The organism is Halorubrum wangae (genome assembly GCF_051194135.1).
Lineage (GTDB): Archaea > Halobacteriota > Halobacteria > Halobacteriales > Haloferacaceae > Halorubrum.
On record NZ_JBLZNH010000004.1, the window covers coordinates 371,954 to 396,165 of the forward strand.

Genomic DNA, 24,212 nt, shown 5'->3' on the forward strand with positions numbered 1-24,212 from the left:
CATTCGACGTCGGTAACGAAAACCACAGACCGGATCGGCAGTAAAACGACCGCGATTAAGAAGACCGAACTCGCACTCGTCGACGGCGCGCTCGCGCCACACACGATACCCGATGTCGGATAGTCGGTGCCTGAGTTCGCTCACCTCACTTGACGGTCGATTATTTGAATGGCTGACGCTCGGACGCGTCCGACGCCCGCCGTCTGTCCAGGGGGGCCGCCGTCCGTATCGTGAGTCGGTGTGCGGGTCCGCATAATCGAAGTGTGGAAGCTCAGCACACTGCTTCACTCGACAGATGTATCACTTTTTAGTACAACGTCAGTTACTGATAAATCGGGCCAGCCAATATCGAATCGTGATTCATCGATGGGGCGAGACGCGGCGCTATGGCAGAGCGGTGATACACACTCGAATCCCGGCGCAGTCGGTGCACCCGCGTGTCGAGTTACCCGCTCGTGACGGGCCGTACGTTGTTATTACTCCCGATCGTACCCGTCTGCTCCACGTTCGGTGTTGTTTGACCATGAGACTGCGATTTCTACGTTTCTATCGGTGCTACGAAGGAAATTTTGCATCAAAGCCGCGAGATCTCTCGTGGGCGGTGCTTCATGGTTGCAGACGGTACGTCATCGCAACGGGCTCCGATTCTCTCGCGTCACACACGGGAGTCGGAGTGCCGATAAACGCATTTTGAATATTATAATAAACCGAACAAACCAATTCTCCAATATATGTGGTCGCGTCGATCCGAGTACCGCCGAAGTCGGGTGCGAGCAATCGCCTTCGCATGAACTCAACGTATCTTCTCACCGCCGTCGGATTTACTGACAGAGAGGTGATAATTCCAGTTTAACTCTGCGTATCGATGAACAGACTCTCCCTCTTCGGTGAGGGTCTGCTCCCTGTCGGAGTGAGTGATCTCTCCGCACAGTGGATCACGCCCTCCGGTATGCTGTTCGGGTGCACGGATGTCGGTGTTCCGGAGGGACACGGACAGGGGAGCGATCGTAATTCGATATAGCAATATAATATTTATATCGTACCAGACGAGGATCTTGTCCGGAGACGAAACCGAAGCGAGACTGGTGATAAACACATTTCAGTCCTCCGCGGAACCCACCATCCGACCAATAATCTCTCGATTCGCTCACGATCACCGGTATAACACGAACGATAGTTAAGAGAATCCTATCCATCGATGAGATCCTCGACCGAATAGATCCGGCTCTGTACTTATAGGTCAGCGAGGAAAAAAACGGACATGGAGCCAGATCTGGATCGATTTACCTCGCGGCGGTCGACGGTGTATGGCCAACGCGGAGTCGTCGCCACGAGCCAACCCCTCGCCAGCCAGGCGGGAATCGAGACGCTTCGCGACGGCGGGAACGCGTTCGACGCCGCCGTGGCGACTGCGGCCGCCCTCAACGTCGTCGAACCGACCTCGACCGGGCTCGGCGGCGACGTGTTCGCGCTGTACCGCACCGCCGACGGCGAGGTCGGGGCGATGCGCGCCTGCGGCGGGGCGCCCGCCGACGCGACGATAGAGAACGTCCGCGGTGCGCTGGACGCGGACGACGACGCCGCATCGTACTATCCGGACGACGGCGGCTACGCGGTCGACGACACCGATGAGGCCGGGATGCCATTCTACGGCCCGCACACTGTGACTGTTCCGGGCACCGCCCGCGGCTGGGAGGCGACGATAGAGGAACTCGGACGGCTCACCCTCGCCGACGCCCTCGCGCCAGCGATCCGATACGCCACCGAGGGGTATCCGGTCTCCGAGGTCATCGCCTCCTACTGGGCCGGCGCGGAGGAGCTGTTCACGGACGACCACGCTCGGGAGGCCTTCCTGTTCGACGGCAACGCGCCCGAAGTCGGCGATATCGCCACGCTCCCGCGGCTCGGCGAGTCGATGCAGACGATCGCAGACGAGGGGGCCGACGCGGTGTACGAGGGGGAAATCGCCGAGGCCATCGCCGAGGAGGTCCAGTCGCAGGGCGGGTTCATGACCGTCGACGACCTCGCCGACTTCGAGGTCGAGTGGCCCGACCCCGTCTCCACCACGTACAACGGGGCCGAGGTGTACGAGCTCCCGCCGAACAATCAGGGACTCATCGCGTTGGAGGCGCTCAACGTCGCCGCCGAACTGGGCGCCGGCGAGTACGAGTACGACACCGCAGAGCGCGTTCACTACTTCGCCGAGGCGATGAAGCTCGCCTTCCACGACGGCCACCGACATATCACCGACCCCGCGTACGAGGAAGTCCCGCCGCTCGCGTCGACGGAGTGGGCGACGAGCCGAGCGGCCGGCGTCGGGCCGACCGCCGACCACGACGTCTCGTTCGGCGTGCCGAACGCTAACGCCGAGGACGCCGACACGGTGCTTCTCACCGTCGCCGACGACGAGGGCAACGTCGTCTCGTACATCAACTCGCGGTTCGCCGGCTTCGGCTCTGGGCTCGTCGCGGGCGAGACGGGGATCGCCCTCCAGAACCGCGGCGCGTCGTTCTCGCTCGACCCCGAGCACCCGAACAGCCTCGAACCCGGGAAGCGGCCGTTCCACACGCTGATTCCCGCCGTCGTCCGCCTCGACGAGGACGACTGGGCGGCCTTCGGCGTGATGGGCGGATACATGCAGCCGCAGGGGCACGTGCAGGTCATCTCGAACATCGTCGACTACGGGATGCCGCTGCAGCGCGCGCTCGACGAGCCGCGGTGGCGGTACCGCGAGAGCGGCGAACTGGGCGTCGAACCGCACTTCGACGACGACGTCGCCGCGAAGTTGGTGCGGAAGGGCCACGACGTCAGGACGCTCTCGCCGGTGCAGTTTGGCGGTGCGCAGATCGTCCGCAACGAGGACGGCGTGCTCTCCGCCGCCACCGAGCCCCGGAAAGACGGCAACGCACAGGGGTACTGACCGGCGAGCGGTCCGTAGCCGTCCAGAGATTTGACGCCCGCGTTCGCGTGGCGGGCGAGATGGGGACGGCGAGGCGGATCACTGGCTTGCTCGGACGACCCGCTGGCAGCGCCGAATGGGATGAATACGACGTACGTCGCCCGGTTCTGGGTAGAAAACGTCTTATAGGTCGATTTCACACGTTGAGTTGAAGGAGTGTTATCACGTGAGTGTCTCTGAAACGTACGTTCGATACCGCCAAACTCTCCGCGAGGAACCGCTCGCCATCGGGGTCCTGCTCGTGGCCCTATGGATGGTGTGGTCGCTCGTCAGCGGTCTTCTGACCGGCGGGATCCAGATCAGCAGCCTCGCATCTCTCGTCTGGGACGGGTTGCTCAGAGGGCTGATCATCGGGTTGGCGGGTATCGGACTCTCAATGACGTACAGTATTCTCAACTTCGCGAACTTCGCACACGGCGACTACCTCACCAGCGGGGCATTCGCCGGAATGGCGACCAGCTACTTCATCGCCGGAGTGGGACAGAACAGCATCGGCGCGCTCCTGCTCGTCGGTGCTGGCGGATCGGTGTTCGGTGGCGCACTCGGTATCGGGGTGACGACCGCGCCCCTCGCCGTGCTCTTCGGGGCCATCTTGGCAGGATTGGCGACCATCGCGCTGGCGCTGGTGATCGACAAGTTCGTCTACCGCCCGATTCGTGACGAGAGCGGTATCGCCCTGCTGATAACCAGTATTGGGGTCGCATTCGCGCTCCGATACCTGCTCCAGTTCGTCTTCGGAGCGGGGGTACGCGGAACGACCGCAGCGGGCTCCGTCCCGCGGATAAACGTCCCAGCCATCGACGGGACGTTCCGGGTGACCGCCCACGACATCAGTCTCGTGGTCGTCGCCGCCGGGCTCATGCTCGGCGTGCACCTGCTGCTTCAGCGGACGAAACTCGGGAAGGCGATGCGCGCGATGTCGGACAACGAAGACTTGGCCCGGATCACCGGAATCCCGACCGAGCAGGTCATCCGCACGACGTGGATCGTTGGCGCCGGACTCACCGGCGTCGCGGGCTACATGTTCGTCCTCTGGAAGGGAACGCTCGGATTCAACGACGGCTGGCTGCTGCTGCTGCTCGTGTTCGCCGCGGTCATCCTCGGCGGAATCGGATCCATCTACGGCGCGATCGGCGGCGGGATCATCATCGGGTTGACCGCCTCCGTCTCCGTGGTCTGGATCCCCTCCGAGTTCGGTCGCGCGGCTGCGTTCCTCGTCATGATCGTGATTCTACTGTTTAAACCGGAAGGCATCTTCAGCGGGAGGTCGACAGCATGAGCGCAAGTGACATTCGCGAGCGATTCGAGGGGCTGTTCGAACGAGACGTGACGCTCGTCCTCGCCGTCCTCGGCGCAATCTACTTGGCGTACATTCTCGCCGGGGTCGCGTTCGGGTACGGGCTCCGCGGACAGCTGAACTCGATAGCGAACCTGACGTTCTACATCGGCGTGTTCGGCATGCTCGCGCTGGCGCTGAACCTCCACTGGGGGTACACCGGACTGTTCAACATCGGCATTATCGGCTTCATGGGAATCGGCGTTTACGTGACCGCGCTGGTCTCGAAGCCGCCGGTCGCGGAGGGCGGCGCCGCGCAGGTCGGCGGGTTCGGACTTCCGCTGTTCGTCGGCGTCATCGCCGGCGTGCTCGTGGCGGGCCTGTTCGGGCTCCTCGTCGCGCTGCCCGCTCTGCGACTCCGGGCTGACTACCTCGCGATCGTGACCGTGGCGTTCTCGGAGATCGTCCGGTTCACGATGATGTCTCGGACGTTCCAGACGTTCACGATCCCGGATACGATCGACCTCTGGCTGTTCACCTTCGACCCGACGGCTGACACCGTCGGGCTGGGTGGCGGCGGCGGGCTCATCCTGGACTACACGGACCCGCTCGAGGCGCTGTTGCGAGCCCTATTCCTCTGGGAACCGTACCTCGGGTTCGTCGAACTGGTCCAGCAGACGCTCATCCCGAACAACCCGAAGCCGGTGATCGACGGCCTGGCGTACGGGGTTCTGCTGCTCATCGGCGTCGGACTGTTCTACGTCCTGCTCTCGCGGACCGGAAAGTCGCCGTTCGGGCGCGTCCTGAAGGCGATCCGCGAGGACGAGGACGTGGCGAACGCGCTGGGGAAAAACACTGACCGGTTCAAGCTCACGGCGTTCGTCCTCGGCGCCGCGCTGATGGGGCTCGGCGGTATCCTGTGGTACTCGAGCCGCGGGAGCATCACGCCGCCCTCGTTCCGACCGAACATCACCTTCTTCGTCTGGATCGCGCTGATCATCGGCGGCGCGGGTTCGAACACTGGCAGCTTCCTCGGAGGCGCCATCTTCGCCGGCGTCCTGTACGAGGGGCCGCGGTACTTCAAGAACCTCGTCGAGACCGCTTTCGAACTCGGCGATGCGCCGCGGAACTTCGGCGAGGCGGTCGCGGCGTTCGGCTCGCTGGACCCGGTGCCGTTCGTGCTGTACACGCTCGACAGCGTCAGTCAGCTGCGGCTGGTCATCATGGGCGTCGTGCTGATCTGGCTGATGCACAACCGCCCGGAGGGACTCCTCGGTCACCGCAAGGAGACGGCGTCGACGGTCGACCTCGCACGACCGGGAACCGGCGGATCGAGCGGAAAAGCGGCGGCCGCCGATGGGGGTGACGAGCGATGAGCGAAACCAACGAATCCACCACCAACGACTCCGTTCCGACGGACGAGGCGACAGCAGACGACGATCCGGCAATGACCGAGGGCGACGCCTCGGCCGACGGGTCGTCGTCTGATCCCGACCTCACCGATGTCATGGGCACCGAAACCGACCTCCCGAGCGGGGAGGACGGAGATCGATACGCGCCTCTCGAAGTCGAGGGGCTCCGGAAGGAGTTCGGCGGCATCGTCGCCGTCGAGGACGTCAGCTTCGACGTCGAAGAGGGAACGCTCACCGGACTTATCGGCCCGAACGGCGCGGGGAAGTCGACGACGTTCAACCTCATCACGGGGATGCTCGACCCCACCGAGGGGACGGTCCGGTTCAACGGCGAGGACATCACCGGCCTGCAACCCTACGAAATCGCGAACCGCGGGCTCGCGCGCACGTTCCAGATCGCCCGCGAGCTGGAGGAGATGACCGTCCTCGAGAACATGATGCTCGCGCCGAAGGGGCAGATCGGCGAGTCGCTGTGGCGGTCGGTCATGCCGGTGGCCCGCGCGTCGGTGCGCGAGCAGGAGACCGAGCAGCTCGAACGCGTCTGGGAGGTGCTCGACTTCTTCGAGATCGATCACCTCGCCAACGAGTACGCCGGGAACCTTTCCGGCGGCCAGCGGAAACTACTGGAGATGGCGCGGGCGCTGCTGACTGACCCCGACGTCATGCTCCTCGACGAGCCCTTCGCCGGGGTCAACCCGACGCTCGAAAAGCGGCTCCTCGAACACATCCACGAGCTGCGCGAGCAGGGATACACGTTCCTCATCGTGGAACACGACATGGACCTCATTATGGACAACTGCGAGCGGGTCATCGTTATGCATCAGGGCCGGATCCTGAAGGACGGAACGCCGACGGAGATCAAAGAGAGCGAGGAAGTCATCGAGGCCTATCTCGGAGGTGAGGTATGAGTCTGCTCGAGGTCCGCGGCTTGAACGCCGGCTACGGCGACCTGCAGATCCTCACCGACGTCAACCTCGACGTCGACTACGAGGAGTACATCACCATCGTCGGACCCAACGGGGCCGGCAAGTCGACAGTGATGAAGTCGGTGTTCGGACTGACGACGCATATGGGAGGCACCGTGACGTTCGACGGAGAAGACATCAGCGGGACGAACCCCGAGGATGTCATTCACAAGGGGCTCGGCTACGTCCCCCAGAACAAGAACGTCTTCGCAGAGCTCGACGTGGAGGAGAACCTCGAGATGGGCGCGTACATCCTCGACGAGGTGCCGCAGGACGCACTCCGTGCGGTGTACGACCGGTTCCCAATACTCGAGGAGCGGAAAGACCAGCAGGCGGGGACGCTGAGCGGCGGTCAGCGACAGATGCTCGCCATGGGTCGTGCACTGATGCTCGACCCCGACCTGCTGCTGCTCGACGAGCCCAGCGCGGGGCTCGCGCCCGACCTCGTCGACGAGATGTTCGACAAGATCGACGAGATCAACGACTCCGGCACGGCGATTTTGATGGTCGAACAGAACGCCAAGGAGGCGCTCAGACGCTGCGATCGCGGGTACGTGCTCGCGAACGGAAAGAACCGGTTCGAGGACGAGGGGATGGCGCTGCTGAACGACGAGGACGTCCGCCGCGAGTTCCTCGGCGGGTAGTCAGCGGCGTCCGCTCAACGGCCATCGTCCGAGACTGTGACGTAGTGAAACGCCCTAGTGCCGACGCACCGCTCGGCGCACCGTGGAGCGTTCGACTCTTTGAAGACGGGCGTCTGGCGGATTACCCCGGGGGAGAAACACCCTCATGGCGCGACGTGGAACAATGCGATGAGACACATCGCTATTCAAGAAGCGCGTGACGGGAACGCCGTCAACTGATTAGCACACGTCAGTGACGACGAGTACAACTCCGAAGGAGATCGCTGATCACCCATCCACAGACCCAGATACCCGGAGTCACGCACGTTCTCGTGACCGACACTCACACACCGTCGGCGGCACGGCTGGACACATCTGTTATCGAGTGAGGGTTCAACACCGTCAAAAAACGAGGGTGCGAAACTGGTTGTCCGTGACGCCCGAACGGCGCGTCAGTTCCCGCTGTTGAGCGCCTGCTCGACGACGTTGGAGTACGACGACTCGCCGATGTTGAAGCTGATCTGGTCGTACACCTCTCCACCGAACTCGTCTTCGAACACGTTGCTGAAGCGCTCGGAGAGCTGCTGACCGTAGTCGTTGTTGACGTACAGCGTCGCGGCGGTCGAGGCGCCGAGGCGCTCGGAAGCGACCTGCGCCATGACTCGACCCTGAAGCTGGTCGCTCGGGGCGGTCCGGAAGATATAGTCGTTGTCGTCGAGGTTCGTCACCGACAGCGCAGTGCTGGACGGCGAGCAGCCGACGACTTCGTTCGGGATGAGCGTCTCCTGACAGACGGGGATGTTCACGCCGGAAGAGGCCGTCCCGCACACTGCGGGAACCCCCGCGCTGACGAGGGACTCGGCGCCGCTGACCCCCTGGTCGGGCGAGGTGTTCGTGTCCTCGAACTGGGCGTTGACCGTCAGGTCGAGGTCGGATTCGTTGACCTGCTGGGCCGGGAGCTCCGCCGCGCGGATCATCGGCTGACCCGTCGACGCGAGGTCGCCGGTCTCGGGGAGCAGGATTCCGACGCTCACTTCGCGGCCGAAGCCGCCGGGGGAGTCGTCAGCCGAGGGGCCGCTCCCGTCGGGGTTCGCGCTCTCGAACCGCTGCGTCTCCGCGACGTTGACGGAGTCGGAGTCCTGCCCCGCGAACTCCCAGATGGAGTAGGCCGCGGAGGCAGGGTCGCCGTTCTGGTCGAAGTTGACTGCGCTCGACGCGCCCTGGTAGTTGATGTCCTCACCGTTCGCGACCGCCTCGACGGCGTCCAGGAACTCTCCCGGCCCGTACGAGGTACCTCCGGGGTTCGCGATGCGACGAAGCTGGTCGCGGATCGCGGTGCCGTCGTTCTCGCCCGCCGCGACGTTCGCGAGGATCAGCGCCGCCGCCGAGTCGTACGACTGCGAGGTGAACACGCCGGGTGCCGCGTCGTAGGCATCGCGGTAGAGGGACTCGAACGCGGACTGGTTCGGGCCGCCCGCCGCCGGCGCGGTGCCGGTGACGTTCTCCATCGCGTTGCCGACCTGTCCCGGCAGCGAGGGGTCCTGAAGGCCGTCGGGGATGAGGATGTCCTCCGCCCCGTCCGACGCCGCGTAGTAGTCGCGGAACAGCTGAATCCCACTCTCGGGGTAGCCGATAACGGTAAGCAGGTCCGGCGCACCGTCGCCACCGTCTCCGCCATCTCCGCCGTCGCCACCGTCTCCGCCATCTCCGCCGTCGCCGCCGTCGCCGCCGTCACTGCCGTCGCCACCGTCTCCGCCTGCACAGCCTGCGAGTCCGATTGCGCCGGCAGCTCCGACAGTCTTCAATACGTCACGGCGTCTCTTGCGATAAGACATACTCACTCATAACGAGGCCTCTTTGATAAGTATACCCCTGTCAACTTCTCCACAGGTCTTGTCAATAACTCATATTTAAGGTGTATTAGTACCACCATAAATGAGAATACAGTAGCGGACGGGCTGGTCGATTCCGTGGCGGACCGTCGTAGCAGCGCTTCTCTCTGATTGCTGAGTGCCGCTCGTTATGAGTGCCGCTCGTTTCAGTCACCGCCCGCGGCCCGTGCGTGACGCCGAGCGTCCTCGGGCGAGCGCCCCTCGCGGAGCAGTGCCTCGACGAACAGCTCGCCGGCCTTGTACGACGAGCGGACCATCGGCCCGGAGGCACAGTAGAGGAAGTCGAACTCCTCCTCGGCGACCGCGCGCCACGTCTCGAAGACGTCTGGGTGGACGTAGTCGAATACGTCGAGGTGCGAGCGCGACGGCTGGAGGTACTGCCCGAAGGTGACCACGTCGACGCCGACCTCGCTGAGATCGCCGAGAGTCCGGTACACCTCGTGGTCGTACTCGCCGACGCCGAGCATGAGGCTGGTTTTGGTGTGGACGTCGGACGTGCGGTCCACTCGGTCGAGCACCGCGAGCGACTGCTCGTAGTCGGCGCGGCGGTCGCGCACGGGCCACTGGAGGCGCTCGACCGTCTCGACGTTGTGCGCGATCACGTCCGGGCCGGCGTCGACGATCCGGTCAATCGCCGCCGGGTCGCCCTGGAAGTCGGGGATCAGCGTCTCGACGAGGATCTCCGGGTCGCGACGCTTGATCTCGCGGATCGTCTCGGCGAAGTGCGCGGAGCCGCCGTCCGCGAGGTCGTCGCGGTCGACCGAGGTCAACACGACGTAGTCGAGGCCGATTTCGGTCACGGCCTCGGCGACGTTCTCGGGCTCGTCCGGGTCGAGCGGCCCCATCCCTCCGGTCGCGACGTCACAGAAGTTACAGCCCCGGGAGCAGCGGTCGCCCATGAGCATGAACGTCGCGGTGCCGGGGCCGTCGCGGCCGGACCAGCACTCGCCCATGTTCGGGCAGTTCGCCTCCTCGCAGACGGTGTGGAGGTCGCGCTCGCGGAGGCGCTCTTTGATCTCCGTGAAGCGAGAGCCGGAGGGTGGCCGCGACTTCAGCCAGTCCGGCTTCCGACGGCCGCGTTGCATACCCGACCCACGACGGCCGAGTCCAAAAACGTGAGGATCAGACGCCCCCACCGCGGCCTCGCGCGGGACTTACCGCAGGTCGGCGGCTTCGACGACCGTCGCGAACTCGCCGTCGAGGTGCGCGAGCGCGACACGGTGAGAGGTCTCCGGGTCGATAGCCGCGCCGTCGTACCCCTCTCGGGCGTGGGTCGCCGTCGCATCGGCGACCACGCGAACGTCGTAGCCGCGGTTCTCGGCCTCGCGCGTCGTCGTGGAGACGCAGTGGTCGGTGGTGAGCCCGCAGATGACGAGAGAATCGCGTCCCGCCTCGCGGAGCCACGCGTCGAGGCCCGACTCGAGGAACGCGCCGTTGACCGACTTCTCGAAGGTCGGCTCCCCGTCGACGGGGGCCATCTCGGGCTTCCAGTCGAATCCCGGCGCGTCCGGTCGGAGCGGGGAGTCCGACTCCGTCGAGGCGTGGCGGACGTGTGCGACAGGGCGCCCGGCATCGCGCCAGCGGTCGAGGAGCGCGGCCGCGACAGCCTCGGCGTCGGGATTGTTTCGCTCGCCCCACCCCGGTTCGTCGAAGCCGGTCTGGAAGTCGATCAGGAGGAGGACGGCGTCTTCGGAGGGTTCGACGTGGCCCCCCGCCCGGTCCGAGTCGGCGCCGTGCGGGTCAGTCATCGCCGAGCCCCGAGGTGACGGTCGCGTCCGCGTCGGGTCCGAGCGCGCCGGTCGACGGTGATCCCTCCGCGAACCGCCGCCACGCCTCTCGTTCCAGCAGCGCCTCGGGGGCCTTCGGATGGTCTCGGGTCGGCGTCAGGGGGCAGGCGTCCGGGCTCGCGTCGTCGTCCTCGCGGAAGAGGTACTGCGTCCACTCGCGGTCGCCCTCGACGCCCCAGTCGCCCAGGTCGGCGTGCGGACAGACCCCGTCGTACTCGCCCATCCGGTCGCGGATGAGGTCGCGGGCGCGCTCGCCGGCCGCCGTGTCGGCGGTAATCCCCTCGAAGACGGCCCGTGGCTGGAACGTGATCTCCAGTCCGACTGGCGAGTACCGGCTCTTTCGCTCGGCGTAAAACGGCGCCCGCGACGTTGGAAACAGCGGCTCACCGCCGAAGCAGAACTCCCAGCGCGAGGTGTCCGGATCGGTCGGGATGTCGTCGGGCCACGGTTCCGGGTCGTGGACGTGGAGGAACTCGAGGACGTTCCACAGTCGCTCGTGGTAGTAGGCCTCGCCTCGGTCGCCCTCGGGTGGTCGGAAGAACACCGCGAGCGGCGTGCGGTCGGCGTGGTCCGCGTAGCTGTCGAGGTACTCCAAGAGGGTGTCTCGGAGCCGGAGGAGCGCGGCCGGGTCGGTCGTCGACTCGCAGGCGGCGTACAGCAGGTCACCCTCGCGCTCGACTTCGATACCGAAGTAACAGGGGAACGGCGAGCCGTCGCGCTCGCCGAGCATCGACTGGCGGAAGGTTCGGTAATGCTCGCGCAGCCAGTCGGGGGCGTCGTCCAGCCGGTCGTGGAGCGTCTCCTGGTCCAACAGCACGCCCTCGGTGCCTGGCTCGTTCATGGGGTTTATAAGAAAGAGGCGGTCTTTTGCCTTTCGCCGATACCCCACCGCTCGAAGCGCCGCGCCGGTTCATCCGGTCAGTCCGCGCTCAGAGGAAGAATCCCTTGACGGCGTTGATGACCGCCCATTTGAGGTTCTCGACGAACTCCCCGTCCTCGCCAGTGATCACGATGTCGTTGTCCCTGACGGCGTCTTTAAATGCCGCGGCGGGGTTCTCGGACGCGGCGATATCTTCGAGCGTCTGGCGGTCGGTCGTGATCTTTCGGACCGCGTCGTCGCTGGAGCTGTCGTCGAGGGAGGTGATGCGGTTCCGGTCGTCCATGGTGACCGCGTACGTCAACTCGGAGTCACCGTCTTCGATGTAGATGTTGGTCGTTCCGGCGAGGTTAATCGGGCCGAGGTCGACGTTTTCGGCGTTCTCGTTGTACGCCGGGACCATCTCTTCGAGCGACTCGAACAGGTCCTCGTCGTCGTGCGTATCCGCGGCCACACCGCCGGAAAGCGCGCTCGTGAGCAGAATGGATACGATAAGGAGTACGGACAGTTGTCTCAACATAATCTACGTATAAATTGTCGCGCAAGTATAAATATATAGACGCACGTGTGCTGTCACGGTTGCCGGGTAGTTATTCGAACATTAACCGGACGGTAGCACACAACCTCCGGGAGACAACTCAGCCGTCTCGGGCGGGTCAGTCGCCCGCGACCGCGAACCGGGAGGCATCGCTCCCGGCGGTCGATGCGGTGAGGAGCGAGACAACGACCGTGAGGAGCCCGGACAGCGCCATCAGTCCGAGCGCGACGTCCCACCCGCCGAGGACGGTCCGCGGGAGCGTCGGGACAGAGCCGACCACCGCTGATAACACAACTGCGAGGTACGCCAGCTGCGGGACGAGCACCCCGGTTACCATCCCGGTTCGAGTGGTCCGCTCCCAGTAGAGCGCGCAAAGCACCGGGAGCGCGAGCAGCGCGAACCCGGAGAACGCGGTGCTCCCGACCTCGATCAGGGTTCCGGGGCGGTACAGGCTCGCGGCGAACGCGAGCAGCGCGAAGGCGGCGACGCCGAATCGGGCGATCCACGCCTCCCGGCGCTCGGAAGCGTCGGCGTTGATCACGGGCCGGTAGAGGTCGCGCGTGAAGTACGACGACCCCGACAGCAGCATCGAGTCCGACGAGGACATCATCGCGGCCATCGCCCCGGCGATCACGAGCGCCGCGAACCACGCCGGCGTGTATTGGTTTAAGACCACCGGGAGGACGTTCGCACCCTCCGGCACGTCGACCGGCATCCCGGCGGCCCACGCGCCGAGCATGAACGCGGGGACGAACAGGAGGAGGACGAGCACGGGCCACAACACGAACGACCGTTTCAGGGTCTCGCCCGACTTCGCGACGAAGAACCGCTGGTTGATCTGCGGGAACATCGTCACGCCGAACGCGATGGTGATCACCGTCGAGACGATGAATCCGACCGAGTAGGTGCCGCCACCGAAGCTCCCGAAGTCGGGGCGCGCGTCGAGCATCGCCCCCGTGGCCGCGCCGACACCGCCGACGGCGGAGACGACCCAGGCGGCAGCGAGCCAGACGACGGATAGCATGAACAGCCCTTGGAGCGTGTCCGTCCACGCGACCCCGCGCATTCCAGCGAGGACGACGTAGAGGATCATGAAGAGCGTGATGAGCGCCGCGCCGCCCCAGTAGGGGACGGCGCCGTCGGTGAGTCCGACGAGCGCCTCGCCGGCACCCATCTGTTGGAGCATGACGTACGGGAACAGCCAGAGGAGGCTCACGCCGGCGACGAGCGCCCGGAGGCCGACCGAGCCGAACCGGTCGCCGAGCATCTCGCCGAGCGTCACGTACCCGTTCCGATTCCCGATCAGCCACTGCTTGTAGCCGATCACGTACCACAGCACGGCGAACAGCACGCCGTCGAGCGTCCCCATCACGATCAGCCACTCGGGGCCGGCGGCGAACGCGAGGTTCGGCCCGCCGAAGAACGTGAACGCCGACAGCAGCGTGGCGAACGTAGTGAACAGCAGGACGGCGGTCCCGAACGACCGGCTCGCGAGGTAGTAGTCCTCGGCCGTCGTCTCGGAGACCCGGTAGGCGACGAGGCCGACGGCGAGCGCGAAGAGGAGGTAGCCGACGATCACCCCGAGCGAGAGCCCGAGCGTCACGGTCGGTCACCTCTCTCGGCGACGGGGCCGCCGCGTCGGTCGTCGTCCGCTTCTGGGCGCAGCCCCATCCCTCGTTCCCACGCGCCACTGCGGGCAAACCGCGAGAACAGGACCGAGCACAGACCGAGCCAGGCGATGTGCCACCAGATCCAGACCGGGAGTCCGGCGACGACGCGGTCGACGCCCCACAGCGGCCACGGCACTGCGAACGCGACGAGCAGCGCGAACGTCGGTATCCACGCGAGATCGCTCACTGATCGTTGCATGTCAGATGGAAGCCGTTAGGTTCGGTTAAACATTCTGAGGCATCTTTTGGGAGGGGCCGCGCCGCCGCGTCTCGGCGGGAACGGCGGTGTCGGGTGCGATAACTATTTTCGACGACGCGCACAACGACACACGGGCGGGCGGTACCGCCCGATCATCACGATTCACCACTCATGAAAGACACAGAAAAATACCTTATCCACGCCACCATCGCGGCCGACGGCGTCGTCGAGCGGAGCGACGTCGTCGGCGCGGTGTTCGGGCAGACCGAGGGGCTCCTCGGCGAGGAGTTGGACCTCCGCGACCTCCAGGAGTCGTCGCGGGTCGGCCGGATCGACGTCTCCGTCCAGTCGGAGAACGGCCAGTCGTTCGGCGAGGTCACCGTCGCGTCGAGCCTCGACAAGGTCGAGACCGCGATCCTCGCGGCCGCGTTGGAAACGATCGACCGCATCGGCCCCTGTCAGGCCTCCGTGGAGGTAACGAGCATCGAGGACGTGCGGGCGGCGAAGCGCCGCGAAGTCGTCGAGCGCGCGAAGGAGCTCATCGCCGGCGGCTTCCAGGAGACGAACCTCGCGAGCAACGACATCCTCGAGGAGGTCCGCGAGGCCGCGCGCGTCGAGGGCATCGTCGACTACGAGGGCCTCCCGGCCGGCCCCCGCGTCGGCGACTCAGACGCCGTCATCGTCGTCGAGGGGCGCGCGGACGTGCTCACGCTGCTCGAGTGCGGCATCAAGAACGCCGTCGCCGTCGAGGGGACGAACGTCCCCGACGCGGTGGCGGATCTCACCGCCGACCGCACCGTCACCGCCTTCCTCGACGGCGACCGCGGCGGCGAACTCATCCTCCGCGAGCTCGCACAGGTCGGCGACGTCGACTACGTGGCGTTCGCGCCGCCCGGCGAGTCCGTCGAAGACCTCGATCGCAACGCCGTCTTCGAAGCGCTCCGCGGAAAGGTCCCGTACAGCAGCCTCGCCGACGCGCCGAACCTCCGAAAGGCCGCTGCGGACGACGAGGGTCCCGAAACCGACGAGGCCTCGACGAACGGCGGGGCCGCTACCGACGCGACCGGTGAGGACCGACGGGCGCGAGGCGACGACGGCGACTCGGAAGGGGGTCGCGCCAGAGCCGCCGGCGAGGAAGGGACAGGGCTCGACGGCGGCGGATCCGAGGCGTCGGTGTCCGAGGTGTCAGCCCCGTCTGACCCGACGTCCGAGGGCGTCGTCGCCGGGACGACGCGCGCCGAGGCCGAGAGCGGGCTTGTGGAGGCCGTCGAGGAGGCGTCGGCGATCGCCGACGCCGAGTCGGCCGAGAACGCCGAGTCGGCCGAAAGCGACGCGCCAAACGGCGACACGGCCGCATCCGAAACGGTCGAGGAGACGGCCGAATCGGAGGCGACGACCGAAGTGACGGAGACGGCCGAAGAAGGAGCAGTCGAGGAGGGCGACGACGCGCCCGACGACGACGCACCCGACGACGACGAGCCGCGATCCATCGAGGAACACGTGCAGGAGGTCGTCGACTCGGGGAGCGACCGCGCCCGCCTGCTCGGCGACGACCGCGGCGTCCTCGCGGAGGTCGCGGCGGTCGACGCGTTCGACGCGGTCGAAACGGCCGAGAAGGCCCCGCACACTGTCGTCGTCGACGGCCGGATCGACCAGCGCCTGCTCGACGTGGCGGCCCAGCGTGGCGTCAGCGAACTCCTCGGCCGCGAGGTCGGCGAGTTCGTGAAGCGTCCCGTAGGCCCGCGGGTTCTGACCGTCGGCGATCTCCGGGCCGGGAGCTAAGAGCGGTCCTGATCGGCGACGACCACTGCTCCGTTCACCACTCAGACGAGTCCGACGACGCCGAGCAGCGCGAACAGCGCGTCGCCGTACGTCAGCGAGATGAGCAGCCCGGCCGCCATCGGGACGATGAACGGCATCCCCGGCGACACCAGCACGCGGTCCTCGCGCGCGACGACTGCCAGCCCGCCGCGGAGCGTCTCGGCGTCCGTGCCGTACGCTCCGCGGTCGATCTCGGAGAGGAACCGCTCGGCGGCCCATGGGTCGTCGCACGTCGACTGTCGCTTCGCGTCGTCGCCCGCTCCACTCGCAGACCCGCGCTCGACTTCTGCCCCGCCGTCGGTCCGGGGGCCGACATGGGTCCCGCCATCGGTCGGATCGAACGTCTCGCCCACGCTCTCCGGGTCGCGGAGGCGGTCCGGGTCGGCGCGGAGTCCGTCGAGCGTCGCCCCGCGCCAGCGAAGGTACATTCGGAGCGCGTCGAGGTCCAGCCCATTTCGGGTTTCGCCCGCGTCGTCCTCGAACAGTCGCCCGTGGCGCTCCGGCAGCGACTCGGTCGCCACCGGGCGGGCGAAGAACGCGTTCACCGAGAGCTCGCCGCGGCGGAGGTTGAGCGCGGCGAGCCCAAACGGGTACGCGAGCCCGAGGAGGACGGTGTTGGTGAGGATCGTGAGCGAGAACACGCCGATCTGTGTCTCAACCAGCGGGAAGACGACGCCGGCAACCTCGTACGCTGGGAAGGTGGGAAACAGGAGGGCGAGCGCGATCAATGCCTTCGCGTCCGCGCCGCCGAAGGCCCCGACGTACCAGAACGCGTAGCCGAGCGGCGCGACAAAGAGCACGCTGATCGCGGCCTGCACGAGGAACAGCCGCCCCTCGAACCCGGCGAGCGGCCACAGCGACACCGCCTCCCAGACGAGGAGCAGCGCGCCGAACGCGTACAGCGGCGGCCAGATCCGGTTCGGAAGGCGTCGGGTCCGGACGTCCCGTAGCGCCGCCCACGCGAAGACGGGGACGGCGACCAGCCGCAGGAGATCCGGCAGCGTGGCGACCATGTCCCCACGGGCGCCGCGGGCGTAATTAGGCGTTCGGGTTCGGGTATCGCGATCGATAGCGGGCGGGTCCGCGGTCGACCCGACAAGCGACAACGAATCGCCGGCGATTTGTGGACCCGTCTCCGACCGCTCAGTAATGCGCCGTCGCCTCGGGACAAGCCTGCACGCCGGCCTCTTGTTTACTGCCCTCAGCGCGATAGCGTGGGCCACCGGGCAGCCGTTCATCTTCCCGAGCCTCGGGCCCTCCGCGTTCGTACTCGCGTTCGACGCCCGGAACGAGCGCGGACGGAGCGCTCGGATCGTCGGGAGTCACCTCATCGGCGGGGTCGCCGGGCTCGCGGCCTGGTGGCTGATCGCGCCCGGGGTGAGCCTCACCGCGACGCCGGCCGCATTCTCGCCGGCTGGGTTCCGGCTGGCCGCGAGCGCGACCGCCTCGGTCGTGGCGACGAGTTGGGCGATGATCGCGACCGACGCGATTCACGCGCCCGCCTGTGCGACGACACTCATCGTGTCGCTCGGGCTGCTGTCGACCCCGAGGGAGGTGGCGATAATCGTCGTGAGCGTGACCGTGCTCGTTGGCTTTCACGCCGGCGTCGTCGCGCTGCTCACTCGGATCGCGGGCGACGCACACCACCTCTACCGGGCCGAAAGGAGCTGACCGACGCGCACAGCCGTCCCACCGATTCGGTCACTCAGATCGATCAGGCCGCCTGTCGAAGGCGCCGGAGACCGGGTCGGCATCGCGTATCCCGGAATCCGATACGTGTCGCCGCGGAGGTCGATCACGACCGTCTCGGTGCCGAGTCGACGGTCGAGGGCGCCCCCGATCCACGCGCTAATCGATTCTCTTCTCACGGATCGACGCTTCGCACCGAGCGTACAGTCGGGTTGCAAACCCTACCATCCCAAACCAGCGGGACGGTGTCGTGGGACTCCCGCATATTCAGGCGCGGGAGGCTGTCAAAAGGGGTCGCCGTCCGTCACGGCGACGGTCCCGCGTCGCGATGGAGGTATAAGTAGATCAGCACCGGAACGATGGTGAACGCGAGCGTCGCGACTGCCCAGAGCGGTGCGTAGCGGCTCCCGCGCGCCTTCGCGTCGCGGTAGATCCATGCCGCGGCGGCGACGACGATGGCGTACACGATGAGCGTGAGCGGGAGGGACCACGGAAGCGTGATTCCAGAAAGGGGCGTCATGGTACCGTGTTCTTCGGGCGGCGCTTATAACTCGCCCGTGAGGTCGGCGCGCATAACAAAGTCGGGCTCGGCGGCGACGGCCACGCGGTTGGCGCCCGTGTCGCTCACGTGTTCGACGGTCTCGGGAATCAGCACGCGGGTGGCGTCGGCGTCGACCGCGGCCGCGTCAGCGGCGATCGACTCATAAATGGCTCCGGCCGCGTCGACGTCGCGCCACGCGGCGACGCCGTACACGGCGACTCGCTCGGGTGCTTCGCTCTCGTCGTCGCCCGGCCGTTCCGAAACGCGGGTGCGAACCGCGAACGCGGCGAAGTCCTCCGCGTCGGCCACCCCGAGGAGGCGGTCGTCGTCTGCCGCGACCCGGAGCCGTTCGCGGGTGAGCTCGGAGCAGGCCCACGACTCGCCGTCGTCGAGCGCGAGGCCGCGGAGGTGGTCGCGGGCGTCGCTGTCGGTCCAGAGCGCCCACGCCGCGTTGGGGTCGGGGTCGTCGACGGCGCGGAGCGCGGTCGAGTCGCCGCCCGGCTCCGCGGCCGGCTCCGGCCGCGCGAACCGGAACTCGGTCTCCGGTTCGAAGCCGACCGCCCGCGACTGGCCGAGTCCGGCGACGTTCCACGAGAAGACCATGTTCCGGCAGACGGTGGCCCCCTGCTCGCGAGCCCAGTCGAGTGCGGCGGTCGAGAGGGCGGTCCCGACCCCGAAGCCGCGGGCGACCGGATCGACGCGGATCCCCTGCCCCCACGCCTCCCACTCAGTAAGCAGCGCGCCCTGGATGCAGCCGACGACGGCCTCCATCTCGCCGGGGGCGGCCGCGCCGGAACCGTCGCCCTCGACCAAGGTGTCACCCGCCTCGCGGCCGTCGCTCTCCGCGACCGCGTCGCTTCCTTCGATAGCTTCGGGCGGAAGCGTCGCGACGAGAGTGCCGCGGTTCGGGTCGTCAGAAGCGACCCATTCGGGGAACACCCGCGGGAGGTAGTCCTCGTGGCGCTCGCCCCACGTGTCACGCGTGAACGCCGCGACCGCGTCGACGTCGACCGGGCGCGCCTCGCGGACGACAGGCGAGAGCGACGGCTCCTCGTTCGGGTTCGTCATCGCCAGGGCTGCGACTCCTCGGTGAGTTCGCCGGCGAGGTCGCGCCCCATCGCCTCGGCGGGGTCCGACAGGTTCGCCAGCGCCCACATCAGCTTCACCTTCGCGGTGCCCGGGAGGGTGTCGCCCGCCTCGACGACGCCGGCGTCCAGCAGGTCCCGGCCGGTGTCGTACACCCGATCGCAGACGCGGCCGGAAAGGCACTGGCTCGTCATCGCGACGACGGCGCCGTCGTCGACCAGTTCCTCGATCCGCGGGATGAGGTCGGTGTGGACGTGACCGAGGCCGGTTCCCTCGATCACGACGCCGTCCTTCCCGTCGAGGTAGTCCCACGCGGCCGGGTCCATGCCGGGCGTGAACTTCGCGAGTTCGACGTCGCCGTCGAGGTCGGCCGCGACGTCGGCCACCGCGTCCCCGTCGCCGCGCGGGAGCGGGTCGCGCCGCCACTCGATGGCTTCGTCGGCCGCCTCGCCGTCAACGCCGGCCGCGGCCGCCGTCTCGTAGTCGACGACTCCGATCGGGGCGGCACCGACCGTCTCGAAGGCGTCGCGTCGAGAGGTGTGGTTCTTCCGGACGCGGGTACCGCGGTGGAGCGCACAGGCGTCGTCGGAGGGGCTCGCGTGCATGCAGACGAGCGTCTCGGCGTGGTCGGCCTTCGCTGCCTCGACCGCGCACACCGCGTTCATCACGTTGTCGGAGGAGGGTCGGTCGGCGGAGCGCTGGCTCCCGGTGAAGACGACCGGGACGGGCGAGTCGAGCATGAAGGAGAGCGCCGACGCGGAGTACTGCATGGTGTCGGTGCCGTGCATCACGACGACGCCGTCGGCGCCGGCCTCAACTTCCTCGGCTACGGCTTCGGCCAACTCGCGCCAGATGGCCGGCTCCATGTTCTCCGAGAGGATGTTGGCGACGACGCGCCCGCGGTAGTTCGCTCGGCCGGCCAGGTCAGGCACGGCCCGCAGGACGTCCTCGGCGTCGAACTGGGCGGTGACCGCGCCCGTCCGGTAGTCGACCGTCGAGGCGATGGTCCCGCCGGTGGAGATGAGCGATACCGTCGGGAGGTCTTCGTCGAAGGTGATCTCGGAGGCCTCGCCGCCGCCGGCGTCGGCCCCGTCGTCAACGTCGCGGGCGCCCGATTCGAGCACCTCGACGTCGGCCGCGTCGCGGTCGACGCCGACGTTGTACCCCCCGTCGAGCTTGACGACGAGGTGGTCGCGAGTCGTCGAGGGGAGCAGTACGCCCTCGTTCGTGACGTCCCCGCGTTCGACGCGGACGCGATCTCCCGGTTGCATACCCCCCGCTTCCCCTGCGGCGGACTTGAATCCAACCGTTCGGGCGCGCCGACCTCAGAGGGACCCGACGGAAACCGATCCGCCGAGTTGTTGGTAACACACCGCACAGCCTAACTAGTTCATAGAATCGCTACCCCACTTCCCACGGCAATAGATGGATAGAGATCGAGACCTGACGTGAGGGGCCGGTCGCTGACCGCTCACGGATCGACGCTTCGCAGGCCGGTACGCATTTGAAGCGGCGCGCGAACCGTGAGCGCATGAACCGCGATGAGTTCGCCGCCAGCATCGACCACACCGTCCTCGGTCCGGAAACGACGTGGAGCGACGTCGAGACCGTCCTCGCCGAGGCGGCCGAACACGGTATGAACGCCTGTATTCCGCCCTGCTACGTTGCGGAGGCGATCGACAGCGACGACGTGCCGTCCACCGTCGCGACCGTCGTGGGATTCCCGCACGGCCAGCACGCGCCGAAGGCGAAGCGCGACGAAGCGGTCCGCGCGTGGGACCACGGCGCCGACGAGGTCGACCTCGTGATCAACGTCGGCCGCCTGAAGGCCGGCGAGGACGACGTGGTCGCCGCCGAGATCTCAGACGTCGTCGCCGCGGTACCGATCCCGGTGAAGGTGATCATCGAGACTGCGCTCCTGACGGACGACGAGAAGCACCGCGCCTGTGCGGCCGCCGTCGACGCCGACGCCGACATGGTGAAGACCTCCACCGGGTTCGCCGACGGCGGCGCCACGGTCCCCGACGTGGAACTGATGAGCGAGTATCTCCCGGTGAAGGCCTCCGGCGGCGTCGGTTCCTACGAGGAGGCGACCGCGATGCTCGAGGCGGGCGCGGAGCGGATCGGCGCGTCCTCAGGTGTCGCCATCGTCGAGGGACACCCCGAGTAGCGGGCGGGCGACGCGTTCCGTGATCCAAGCCGTCCACACCCGGGTGCAACCCGTATCGTCCTAGCCCGTCCGCTCGACTCGTACCGACCCGATTGGTCCTTATTGCCCGCCTCCCGTTCCCTCACCGTGAGAACGCGGTCGTGAGGATTTATATACAGACCATGTAGCGGGAGGTATGAGCCATTCGAGCGGATCACCGCGTCTGGACCTCGACACGGCATTCAAGGCGTTCGGTGCGGTCGGAATTGTCATCTCGCTCGTGTTAATCGTCGGCGTGTTCGCCCTGACGAACCCGTTCGGCGAGTACGTCCGCACCTCGCCGGCGGTGTACGGAACCATGCTGTCCTTCGGCCTGCTCGTCGCCGTGGGCTACGCGGCCTACGCGCTGCGCCGCCGTCGCACCGTCCCTCAACGGCACCGTCGCTGAGCGACCGCGCTTCCTGCGGACCGTTCGATCGACACTATCAGGGAGGTCACCGGCAGGTCGGGCATTCTTTCGAAGCCGACTCTGATACTCGATGAGTCGAGAGACGGAGCCGAGAGCGGCGAGCAGACGGGTTACGCCGTCCGCGGCGGCGGCACGAGGAAGACGTTGCCCGTCGCGCGGACGACCACGTCCTCGGAGACGCTCCCGAGCAACAGTCGGCGCAGTCGGCTGCGGCCGCGGGAGCCGAGCAGCAGCGTGCTCGGGTCGTGCTCCGCCTCGGCGGCGAGGATCTCGTCGGCGGGGTCGCCGCGGCGGATCTCCGTGCGGGCGTCGAGGTCGAGTTCGTCGAGCCGTTCGACGAGGTCGTCGAGGCGCGCCTGCGGGTCGTCGCCGCCGGTCGTGTCGTCCTTCGGCGATTCGACGTGGACCAGCGTGACCTCCTCCGTCGCGTGTCGGAGGTACTCGAACGACCGGAACGCCCGCTCGGCGTTCTCGGAGAAGTCCGTCGCGAACAGCGTCCGCTTGAACAGATGTCGGCGAACCGGCTCGGGTTCGGTGACGCCGCGCTCGATGCGGTCGACGAGAAGCGGGACGACCGTCGTGCGAGCGAGGTTGCGCGCCGTCGACCCGATAACTCTGTTCTCCAGCGGGCTCTTCCCGCGCGACCCGACCAGCACCATGTCGGCCCCGACGGCGCCAGCGATCCCGTTGATCCGCCGGTGTGGCGTCCCGCGGACGACGTGCGTCTCGACGTCGAACCCGGCGGCCTCGACCGTCGAGCGGTAGCGACGAAGCGCCTGCTTCCGACGCTTCTCGAACCCCATGCCGGGCATCCCCGAGTGGACGTTCGAGGGAACGACCGTCACGAGGTGCACCTGGTCGACGCCGATCCGGCCGAGGCAGTGCAGTCCGGTCTCGGACTCGATCATCGACTTGCTCGCCGTCGAGAGGTCGGTCGCGATCACCGCCGACTTCCCCGTCATCGCGGCCACCGGGACCGAGCCGTCACGAGGCGGCTAGCAATATTTTTCATATTGTACAATACCGGAGGTCGCAGCATAAATCACCCGGTGGAACGGACCTGCCCCGGGAGAGCGTCGCGAGGAGACCAGTGTCCGAGACGCTTCCGATCCGCCGCGAGTCCGGAGGTATAACCGACCGCGAATCGAACGCGGACGCATGACCGACGACACGATAGCAGCGGCCGCCGAGGAGTTCCTCACCGAGACCGAGTCAGCACTGGACGACTACGATCAGGGGTACGCCGACGCCGACGCGACCCTCACCGTGGTGCGCACGCACATCGACGAACTGGCCGCAGCGGTCGACGAGGCGGACGGGTCGGAAGCGGACGAGTCGTAAGGAGACGAGAACAGAACGACGGGAACCGAACGACGGGCAGCGAGCGGACCCGAAGCTACGGACGCGCGCCGATCAGTTCCCGGACGCGGGCCACGTGTTCCCCGAAGGCGGGGTCGTCACGCTCGCGGGGACGAGCGACGTCGACGTCGACTACCTCGGCGACGCGGCCCGGTTCGGCGGCCATCACGACGATACGGTCGGCGAGCGTCACCGCCTCCGCAACGTCGTGGGTGACGAACAGGACCGTCTTCCCGGTCGACGCCCAGACGTCGAGCAGTTCGCGCTGGAGCATCTCTCGCGTCTGGGCGTCGACCGCGCCGAACGGCTCGTCCATCAGCAGCAGCGACGGGTCCACGGCGAGCGCGCGTGCGATGGCGACGCGCTGTTTCATACCGCCGGAGAGGGACTTCGGATACGTTTCCCGGAACTCAGAGAGCCCGACGAGGTCGAGCATGGCGTCGATCCGCCGCACGCGTTCGGCTTCGGGGCGGTCGGTCCGTTCGAGGCCGAAGCCGACGTTCTCCTCGACCGTGAGCCACGGGAACAGGTGGTACTCCTGAAAGACGACCCCCATGTCCGTTGTCGGACCGGTAATCGGCGTGCCGCCGAGTCGGACCGCGCCGTCGGTGGCCTCGGTGAGTCCGGCGATGATCCGGAAGAGGGTCGTCTTCCCGCAGCCGGACGGCCCGACGAGACAGACGAACTCGCCCTCTTCAGCCGCGAAGGAGACGTCGTCGAGCGCACGAACCGGGTCGCCCTCGCCCGTGTACGTCTTCCCGACGCCGTCGACCTCGACGCCCGAGACGCCGTCAGCCGGAAGGACTTCGGCCGCGTCCCCGGCGGACGCGGTCCGCTCCCCGTCGGATGCCGGGTCCTCGCTCGCTGACTCGTCGGCGGCCGCTTCGTCGGTCATCGGGT

The 24,212-nt window shown here is 67.2% G+C and carries 23 protein-coding genes; 10 read left to right on the forward strand and 13 right to left on the reverse strand.

Annotated features, from left to right (window positions below):
- The first annotated feature begins 1,261 nt into the window (after positions 1 to 1,261).
- The 5 genes from ggt (at position 1,262) to ACNS84_RS14335 (ending at position 7,256) form a co-directional block, all read left to right on the forward strand.
- The gene (gene ggt / locus ACNS84_RS14315; RefSeq protein ID WP_435075535.1) at positions 1,262 to 2,920 is read left to right on the forward strand and encodes a gamma-glutamyltransferase; all 1,659 of its coding nucleotides are present in this window, start codon (positions 1,262 to 1,264) and stop codon (positions 2,918 to 2,920) included.
- Positions 2,921 to 3,125: 205 nt separating this feature from the next.
- Positions 3,126 to 4,238 (forward strand): branched-chain amino acid ABC transporter permease, encoded by a 1,113-nt coding sequence (locus ACNS84_RS14320; RefSeq protein WP_435075536.1) that lies wholly within the window; start codon positions 3,126 to 3,128, stop codon positions 4,236 to 4,238.
- Positions 4,235 to 5,611, forward strand: coding sequence for a branched-chain amino acid ABC transporter permease (locus ACNS84_RS14325; protein WP_435075537.1), 1,377 nt, complete (start codon positions 4,235 to 4,237; stop codon positions 5,609 to 5,611). Before ACNS84_RS14320 ends, ACNS84_RS14325 begins: the two co-directional genes overlap by 4 nt.
- 131 nt (positions 5,612 to 5,742) lie before the next feature.
- Positions 5,743 to 6,555, forward strand: a complete 813-nt coding sequence (locus ACNS84_RS14330) for an ABC transporter ATP-binding protein (protein ID WP_435075608.1) — start codon at positions 5,743 to 5,745, stop codon at positions 6,553 to 6,555.
- Positions 6,552 to 7,256 carry an ABC transporter ATP-binding protein gene (locus ACNS84_RS14335; RefSeq protein ID WP_435075538.1) on the forward strand — a complete coding sequence of 235 codons (705 nt, stop codon included), beginning with the start codon at positions 6,552 to 6,554 and terminating at the stop codon, positions 7,254 to 7,256. The genes ACNS84_RS14330 and ACNS84_RS14335 overlap by 4 nt, the downstream gene beginning before the upstream one ends.
- A 431-nt stretch (positions 7,257 to 7,687) precedes the next feature.
- Here ACNS84_RS14335 and ACNS84_RS14340 read toward each other — a convergent pair whose 3' ends face one another.
- The 7 genes from ACNS84_RS14340 to ACNS84_RS14370 all read right to left on the reverse strand — a co-directional run bounded on the left by ACNS84_RS14340 (position 7,688) and on the right by ACNS84_RS14370 (position 14,198).
- A complete protein-coding gene (locus tag ACNS84_RS14340) occupies positions 7,688 to 9,070 on the reverse strand; it encodes an ABC transporter substrate-binding protein (protein ID WP_435075539.1) in 1,383 nt (460 codons plus the stop codon).
- Between the two features lie 203 nt (positions 9,071 to 9,273).
- Positions 9,274 to 10,212, reverse strand: coding sequence for a lipoyl synthase (lipA, locus tag ACNS84_RS14345; RefSeq protein WP_435075540.1), 939 nt, complete (start codon positions 10,210 to 10,212; stop codon positions 9,274 to 9,276).
- 69 nt (positions 10,213 to 10,281) lie between these two features.
- Complete coding sequence (locus ACNS84_RS14350; protein WP_435075541.1) at positions 10,282 to 10,875, reverse strand: cysteine hydrolase family protein; 594 nt, start codon at positions 10,873 to 10,875, stop codon at positions 10,282 to 10,284.
- Entirely contained in the window at positions 10,868 to 11,755 is an 888-nt protein-coding gene (locus ACNS84_RS14355; protein ID WP_435075542.1) for a YqcI/YcgG family protein, read from the reverse strand. Before ACNS84_RS14355 ends, ACNS84_RS14350 begins: the two co-directional genes overlap by 8 nt.
- A gap of 88 nt (positions 11,756 to 11,843) precedes the next feature.
- Positions 11,844 to 12,311 (reverse strand): hypothetical protein, encoded by a 468-nt coding sequence (locus ACNS84_RS14360; RefSeq protein ID WP_435075543.1) that lies wholly within the window; start codon positions 12,309 to 12,311, stop codon positions 11,844 to 11,846.
- 136 nt (positions 12,312 to 12,447) lie between these two features.
- Positions 12,448 to 13,932 (reverse strand): sodium:solute symporter family protein, encoded by a 1,485-nt coding sequence (locus ACNS84_RS14365; protein WP_435075544.1) that lies wholly within the window; start codon positions 13,930 to 13,932, stop codon positions 12,448 to 12,450.
- Positions 13,929 to 14,198, reverse strand: a complete 270-nt coding sequence (locus ACNS84_RS14370; RefSeq protein WP_435075545.1) for a DUF3311 domain-containing protein — start codon at positions 14,196 to 14,198, stop codon at positions 13,929 to 13,931. The genes ACNS84_RS14365 and ACNS84_RS14370 overlap by 4 nt, the downstream gene beginning before the upstream one ends.
- A 171-nt stretch (positions 14,199 to 14,369) precedes the next feature.
- On the opposite strand from ACNS84_RS14370, the gene dnaG reads away from it, so the two are divergent.
- A complete protein-coding gene (gene dnaG, locus ACNS84_RS14375) occupies positions 14,370 to 15,980 on the forward strand; it encodes a DNA primase DnaG (protein WP_435075546.1) in 1,611 nt (536 codons plus the stop codon).
- Positions 15,981 to 16,021: 41 nt separating this feature from the next.
- Here the strand turns inward: dnaG and ACNS84_RS14380 are convergent, their stop codons facing one another.
- Entirely contained in the window at positions 16,022 to 17,032 is a 1,011-nt protein-coding gene (locus ACNS84_RS14380) for a prepilin peptidase (protein WP_435075547.1), read from the reverse strand.
- Between the two features lie 136 nt (positions 17,033 to 17,168).
- Here ACNS84_RS14380 and ACNS84_RS14385 point away from each other — a divergent pair, with 136 nt between their 5' ends.
- Complete coding sequence (locus ACNS84_RS14385) at positions 17,169 to 17,690, forward strand: HPP family protein (RefSeq protein ID WP_435075548.1); 522 nt, start codon at positions 17,169 to 17,171, stop codon at positions 17,688 to 17,690.
- Positions 17,691 to 18,012: 322 nt separating this feature from the next.
- On the opposite strand, the gene ACNS84_RS14390 is transcribed toward ACNS84_RS14385, so the two are convergent.
- The 3 genes from ACNS84_RS14390 to gatD are packed head-to-tail and all read right to left on the reverse strand — an operon-like array spanning position 18,013 to position 20,606.
- A complete protein-coding gene (locus ACNS84_RS14390) occupies positions 18,013 to 18,228 on the reverse strand; it encodes a hypothetical protein (RefSeq protein ID WP_435075549.1) in 216 nt (71 codons plus the stop codon).
- A gap of 24 nt (positions 18,229 to 18,252) precedes the next feature.
- Positions 18,253 to 19,317, reverse strand: coding sequence for a GNAT family N-acetyltransferase (locus tag ACNS84_RS14395; RefSeq protein WP_435075550.1), 1,065 nt, complete (start codon positions 19,315 to 19,317; stop codon positions 18,253 to 18,255).
- On the reverse strand, positions 19,314 to 20,606 hold the full coding sequence (gene gatD / locus ACNS84_RS14400; RefSeq protein ID WP_435075551.1) for a Glu-tRNA(Gln) amidotransferase subunit GatD: 1,293 nt from the start codon (positions 20,604 to 20,606) through the stop codon (positions 19,314 to 19,316). The genes ACNS84_RS14395 and gatD overlap by 4 nt, the downstream gene beginning before the upstream one ends.
- A gap of 260 nt (positions 20,607 to 20,866) precedes the next feature.
- Here gatD and deoC point away from each other — a divergent pair, with 260 nt between their 5' ends.
- Positions 20,867 to 21,505 (forward strand): deoxyribose-phosphate aldolase, encoded by a 639-nt coding sequence (gene deoC, locus ACNS84_RS14405; RefSeq protein WP_435075552.1) that lies wholly within the window; start codon positions 20,867 to 20,869, stop codon positions 21,503 to 21,505.
- Positions 21,506 to 21,680: 175 nt separating this feature from the next.
- A complete protein-coding gene (locus ACNS84_RS14410) occupies positions 21,681 to 21,932 on the forward strand; it encodes a hypothetical protein (RefSeq protein WP_435075553.1) in 252 nt (83 codons plus the stop codon).
- Positions 21,933 to 22,063: 131 nt separating this feature from the next.
- On the opposite strand, the gene ACNS84_RS14415 is transcribed toward ACNS84_RS14410, so the two are convergent.
- Positions 22,064 to 22,915, reverse strand: coding sequence for a universal stress protein (locus ACNS84_RS14415; RefSeq protein ID WP_435075554.1), 852 nt, complete (start codon positions 22,913 to 22,915; stop codon positions 22,064 to 22,066).
- Between the two features lie 196 nt (positions 22,916 to 23,111).
- Between ACNS84_RS14415 and ACNS84_RS14420 the strand changes: the two genes are divergently transcribed.
- Positions 23,112 to 23,294 (forward strand): hypothetical protein, encoded by a 183-nt coding sequence (locus tag ACNS84_RS14420; RefSeq protein WP_435075555.1) that lies wholly within the window; start codon positions 23,112 to 23,114, stop codon positions 23,292 to 23,294.
- 55 nt (positions 23,295 to 23,349) lie between these two features.
- Here ACNS84_RS14420 and ACNS84_RS14425 read toward each other — a convergent pair whose 3' ends face one another.
- Entirely contained in the window at positions 23,350 to 24,207 is an 858-nt protein-coding gene (locus ACNS84_RS14425) for an ABC transporter ATP-binding protein (RefSeq protein WP_435075609.1), read from the reverse strand.
- Positions 24,208 to 24,212 lie beyond the last annotated feature (5 nt).

Excerpts from the sequence above, each read along its gene's own strand:
- gatD (WP_435075551.1), bottom strand. The coding sequence starts at position 20,606 with ATGCAACCGGGAGATCGCGTCCGCGTCGAACGCGGGGACGTCACGAAC.
- ACNS84_RS14425 (WP_435075609.1), bottom strand. The coding sequence starts at position 24,207 with ATGACCGACGAAGCGGCCGCCGACGAGTCAGCGAGCGAGGACCCGGCA.
- lipA (WP_435075540.1), bottom strand. The coding sequence starts at position 10,212 with ATGCAACGCGGCCGTCGGAAGCCGGACTGGCTGAAGTCGCGGCCACCC.
- ACNS84_RS14380 (WP_435075547.1), bottom strand. The coding sequence starts at position 17,032 with ATGGTCGCCACGCTGCCGGATCTCCTGCGGCTGGTCGCCGTCCCCGTC.
- ACNS84_RS14415 (WP_435075554.1), bottom strand. The coding sequence starts at position 22,915 with ATGACGGGGAAGTCGGCGGTGATCGCGACCGACCTCTCGACGGCGAGC.
- ACNS84_RS14395 (WP_435075550.1), bottom strand. The coding sequence starts at position 19,317 with ATGACGAACCCGAACGAGGAGCCGTCGCTCTCGCCTGTCGTCCGCGAG.
- ggt (WP_435075535.1), top strand. The coding sequence starts at position 1,262 with ATGGAGCCAGATCTGGATCGATTTACCTCGCGGCGGTCGACGGTGTAT.
- ACNS84_RS14420 (WP_435075555.1), top strand. The coding sequence starts at position 23,112 with ATGACCGACGACACGATAGCAGCGGCCGCCGAGGAGTTCCTCACCGAG.
- ACNS84_RS14330 (WP_435075608.1), top strand. The coding sequence starts at position 5,743 with ATGGGCACCGAAACCGACCTCCCGAGCGGGGAGGACGGAGATCGATAC.
- ACNS84_RS14350 (WP_435075541.1), bottom strand. The coding sequence starts at position 10,875 with ATGACTGACCCGCACGGCGCCGACTCGGACCGGGCGGGGGGCCACGTC.
- deoC (WP_435075552.1), top strand. The coding sequence starts at position 20,867 with ATGAACCGCGATGAGTTCGCCGCCAGCATCGACCACACCGTCCTCGGT.
- ACNS84_RS14370 (WP_435075545.1), bottom strand. The coding sequence starts at position 14,198 with ATGCAACGATCAGTGAGCGATCTCGCGTGGATACCGACGTTCGCGCTG.
- ACNS84_RS14355 (WP_435075542.1), bottom strand. The coding sequence starts at position 11,755 with ATGAACGAGCCAGGCACCGAGGGCGTGCTGTTGGACCAGGAGACGCTC.
- ACNS84_RS14340 (WP_435075539.1), bottom strand. The coding sequence starts at position 9,070 with ATGTCTTATCGCAAGAGACGCCGTGACGTATTGAAGACTGTCGGAGCT.
- dnaG (WP_435075546.1), top strand. The coding sequence starts at position 14,370 with ATGAAAGACACAGAAAAATACCTTATCCACGCCACCATCGCGGCCGAC.
- ACNS84_RS14390 (WP_435075549.1), bottom strand. The coding sequence starts at position 18,228 with ATGACGCCCCTTTCTGGAATCACGCTTCCGTGGTCCCTCCCGCTCACG.
- ACNS84_RS14360 (WP_435075543.1), bottom strand. The coding sequence starts at position 12,311 with ATGTTGAGACAACTGTCCGTACTCCTTATCGTATCCATTCTGCTCACG.
- ACNS84_RS14410 (WP_435075553.1), top strand. The coding sequence starts at position 21,681 with ATGAGCCATTCGAGCGGATCACCGCGTCTGGACCTCGACACGGCATTC.
- ACNS84_RS14325 (WP_435075537.1), top strand. The coding sequence starts at position 4,235 with ATGAGCGCAAGTGACATTCGCGAGCGATTCGAGGGGCTGTTCGAACGA.
- ACNS84_RS14385 (WP_435075548.1), top strand. The coding sequence starts at position 17,169 with ATGCGCCGTCGCCTCGGGACAAGCCTGCACGCCGGCCTCTTGTTTACT.
- ACNS84_RS14335 (WP_435075538.1), top strand. The coding sequence starts at position 6,552 with ATGAGTCTGCTCGAGGTCCGCGGCTTGAACGCCGGCTACGGCGACCTG.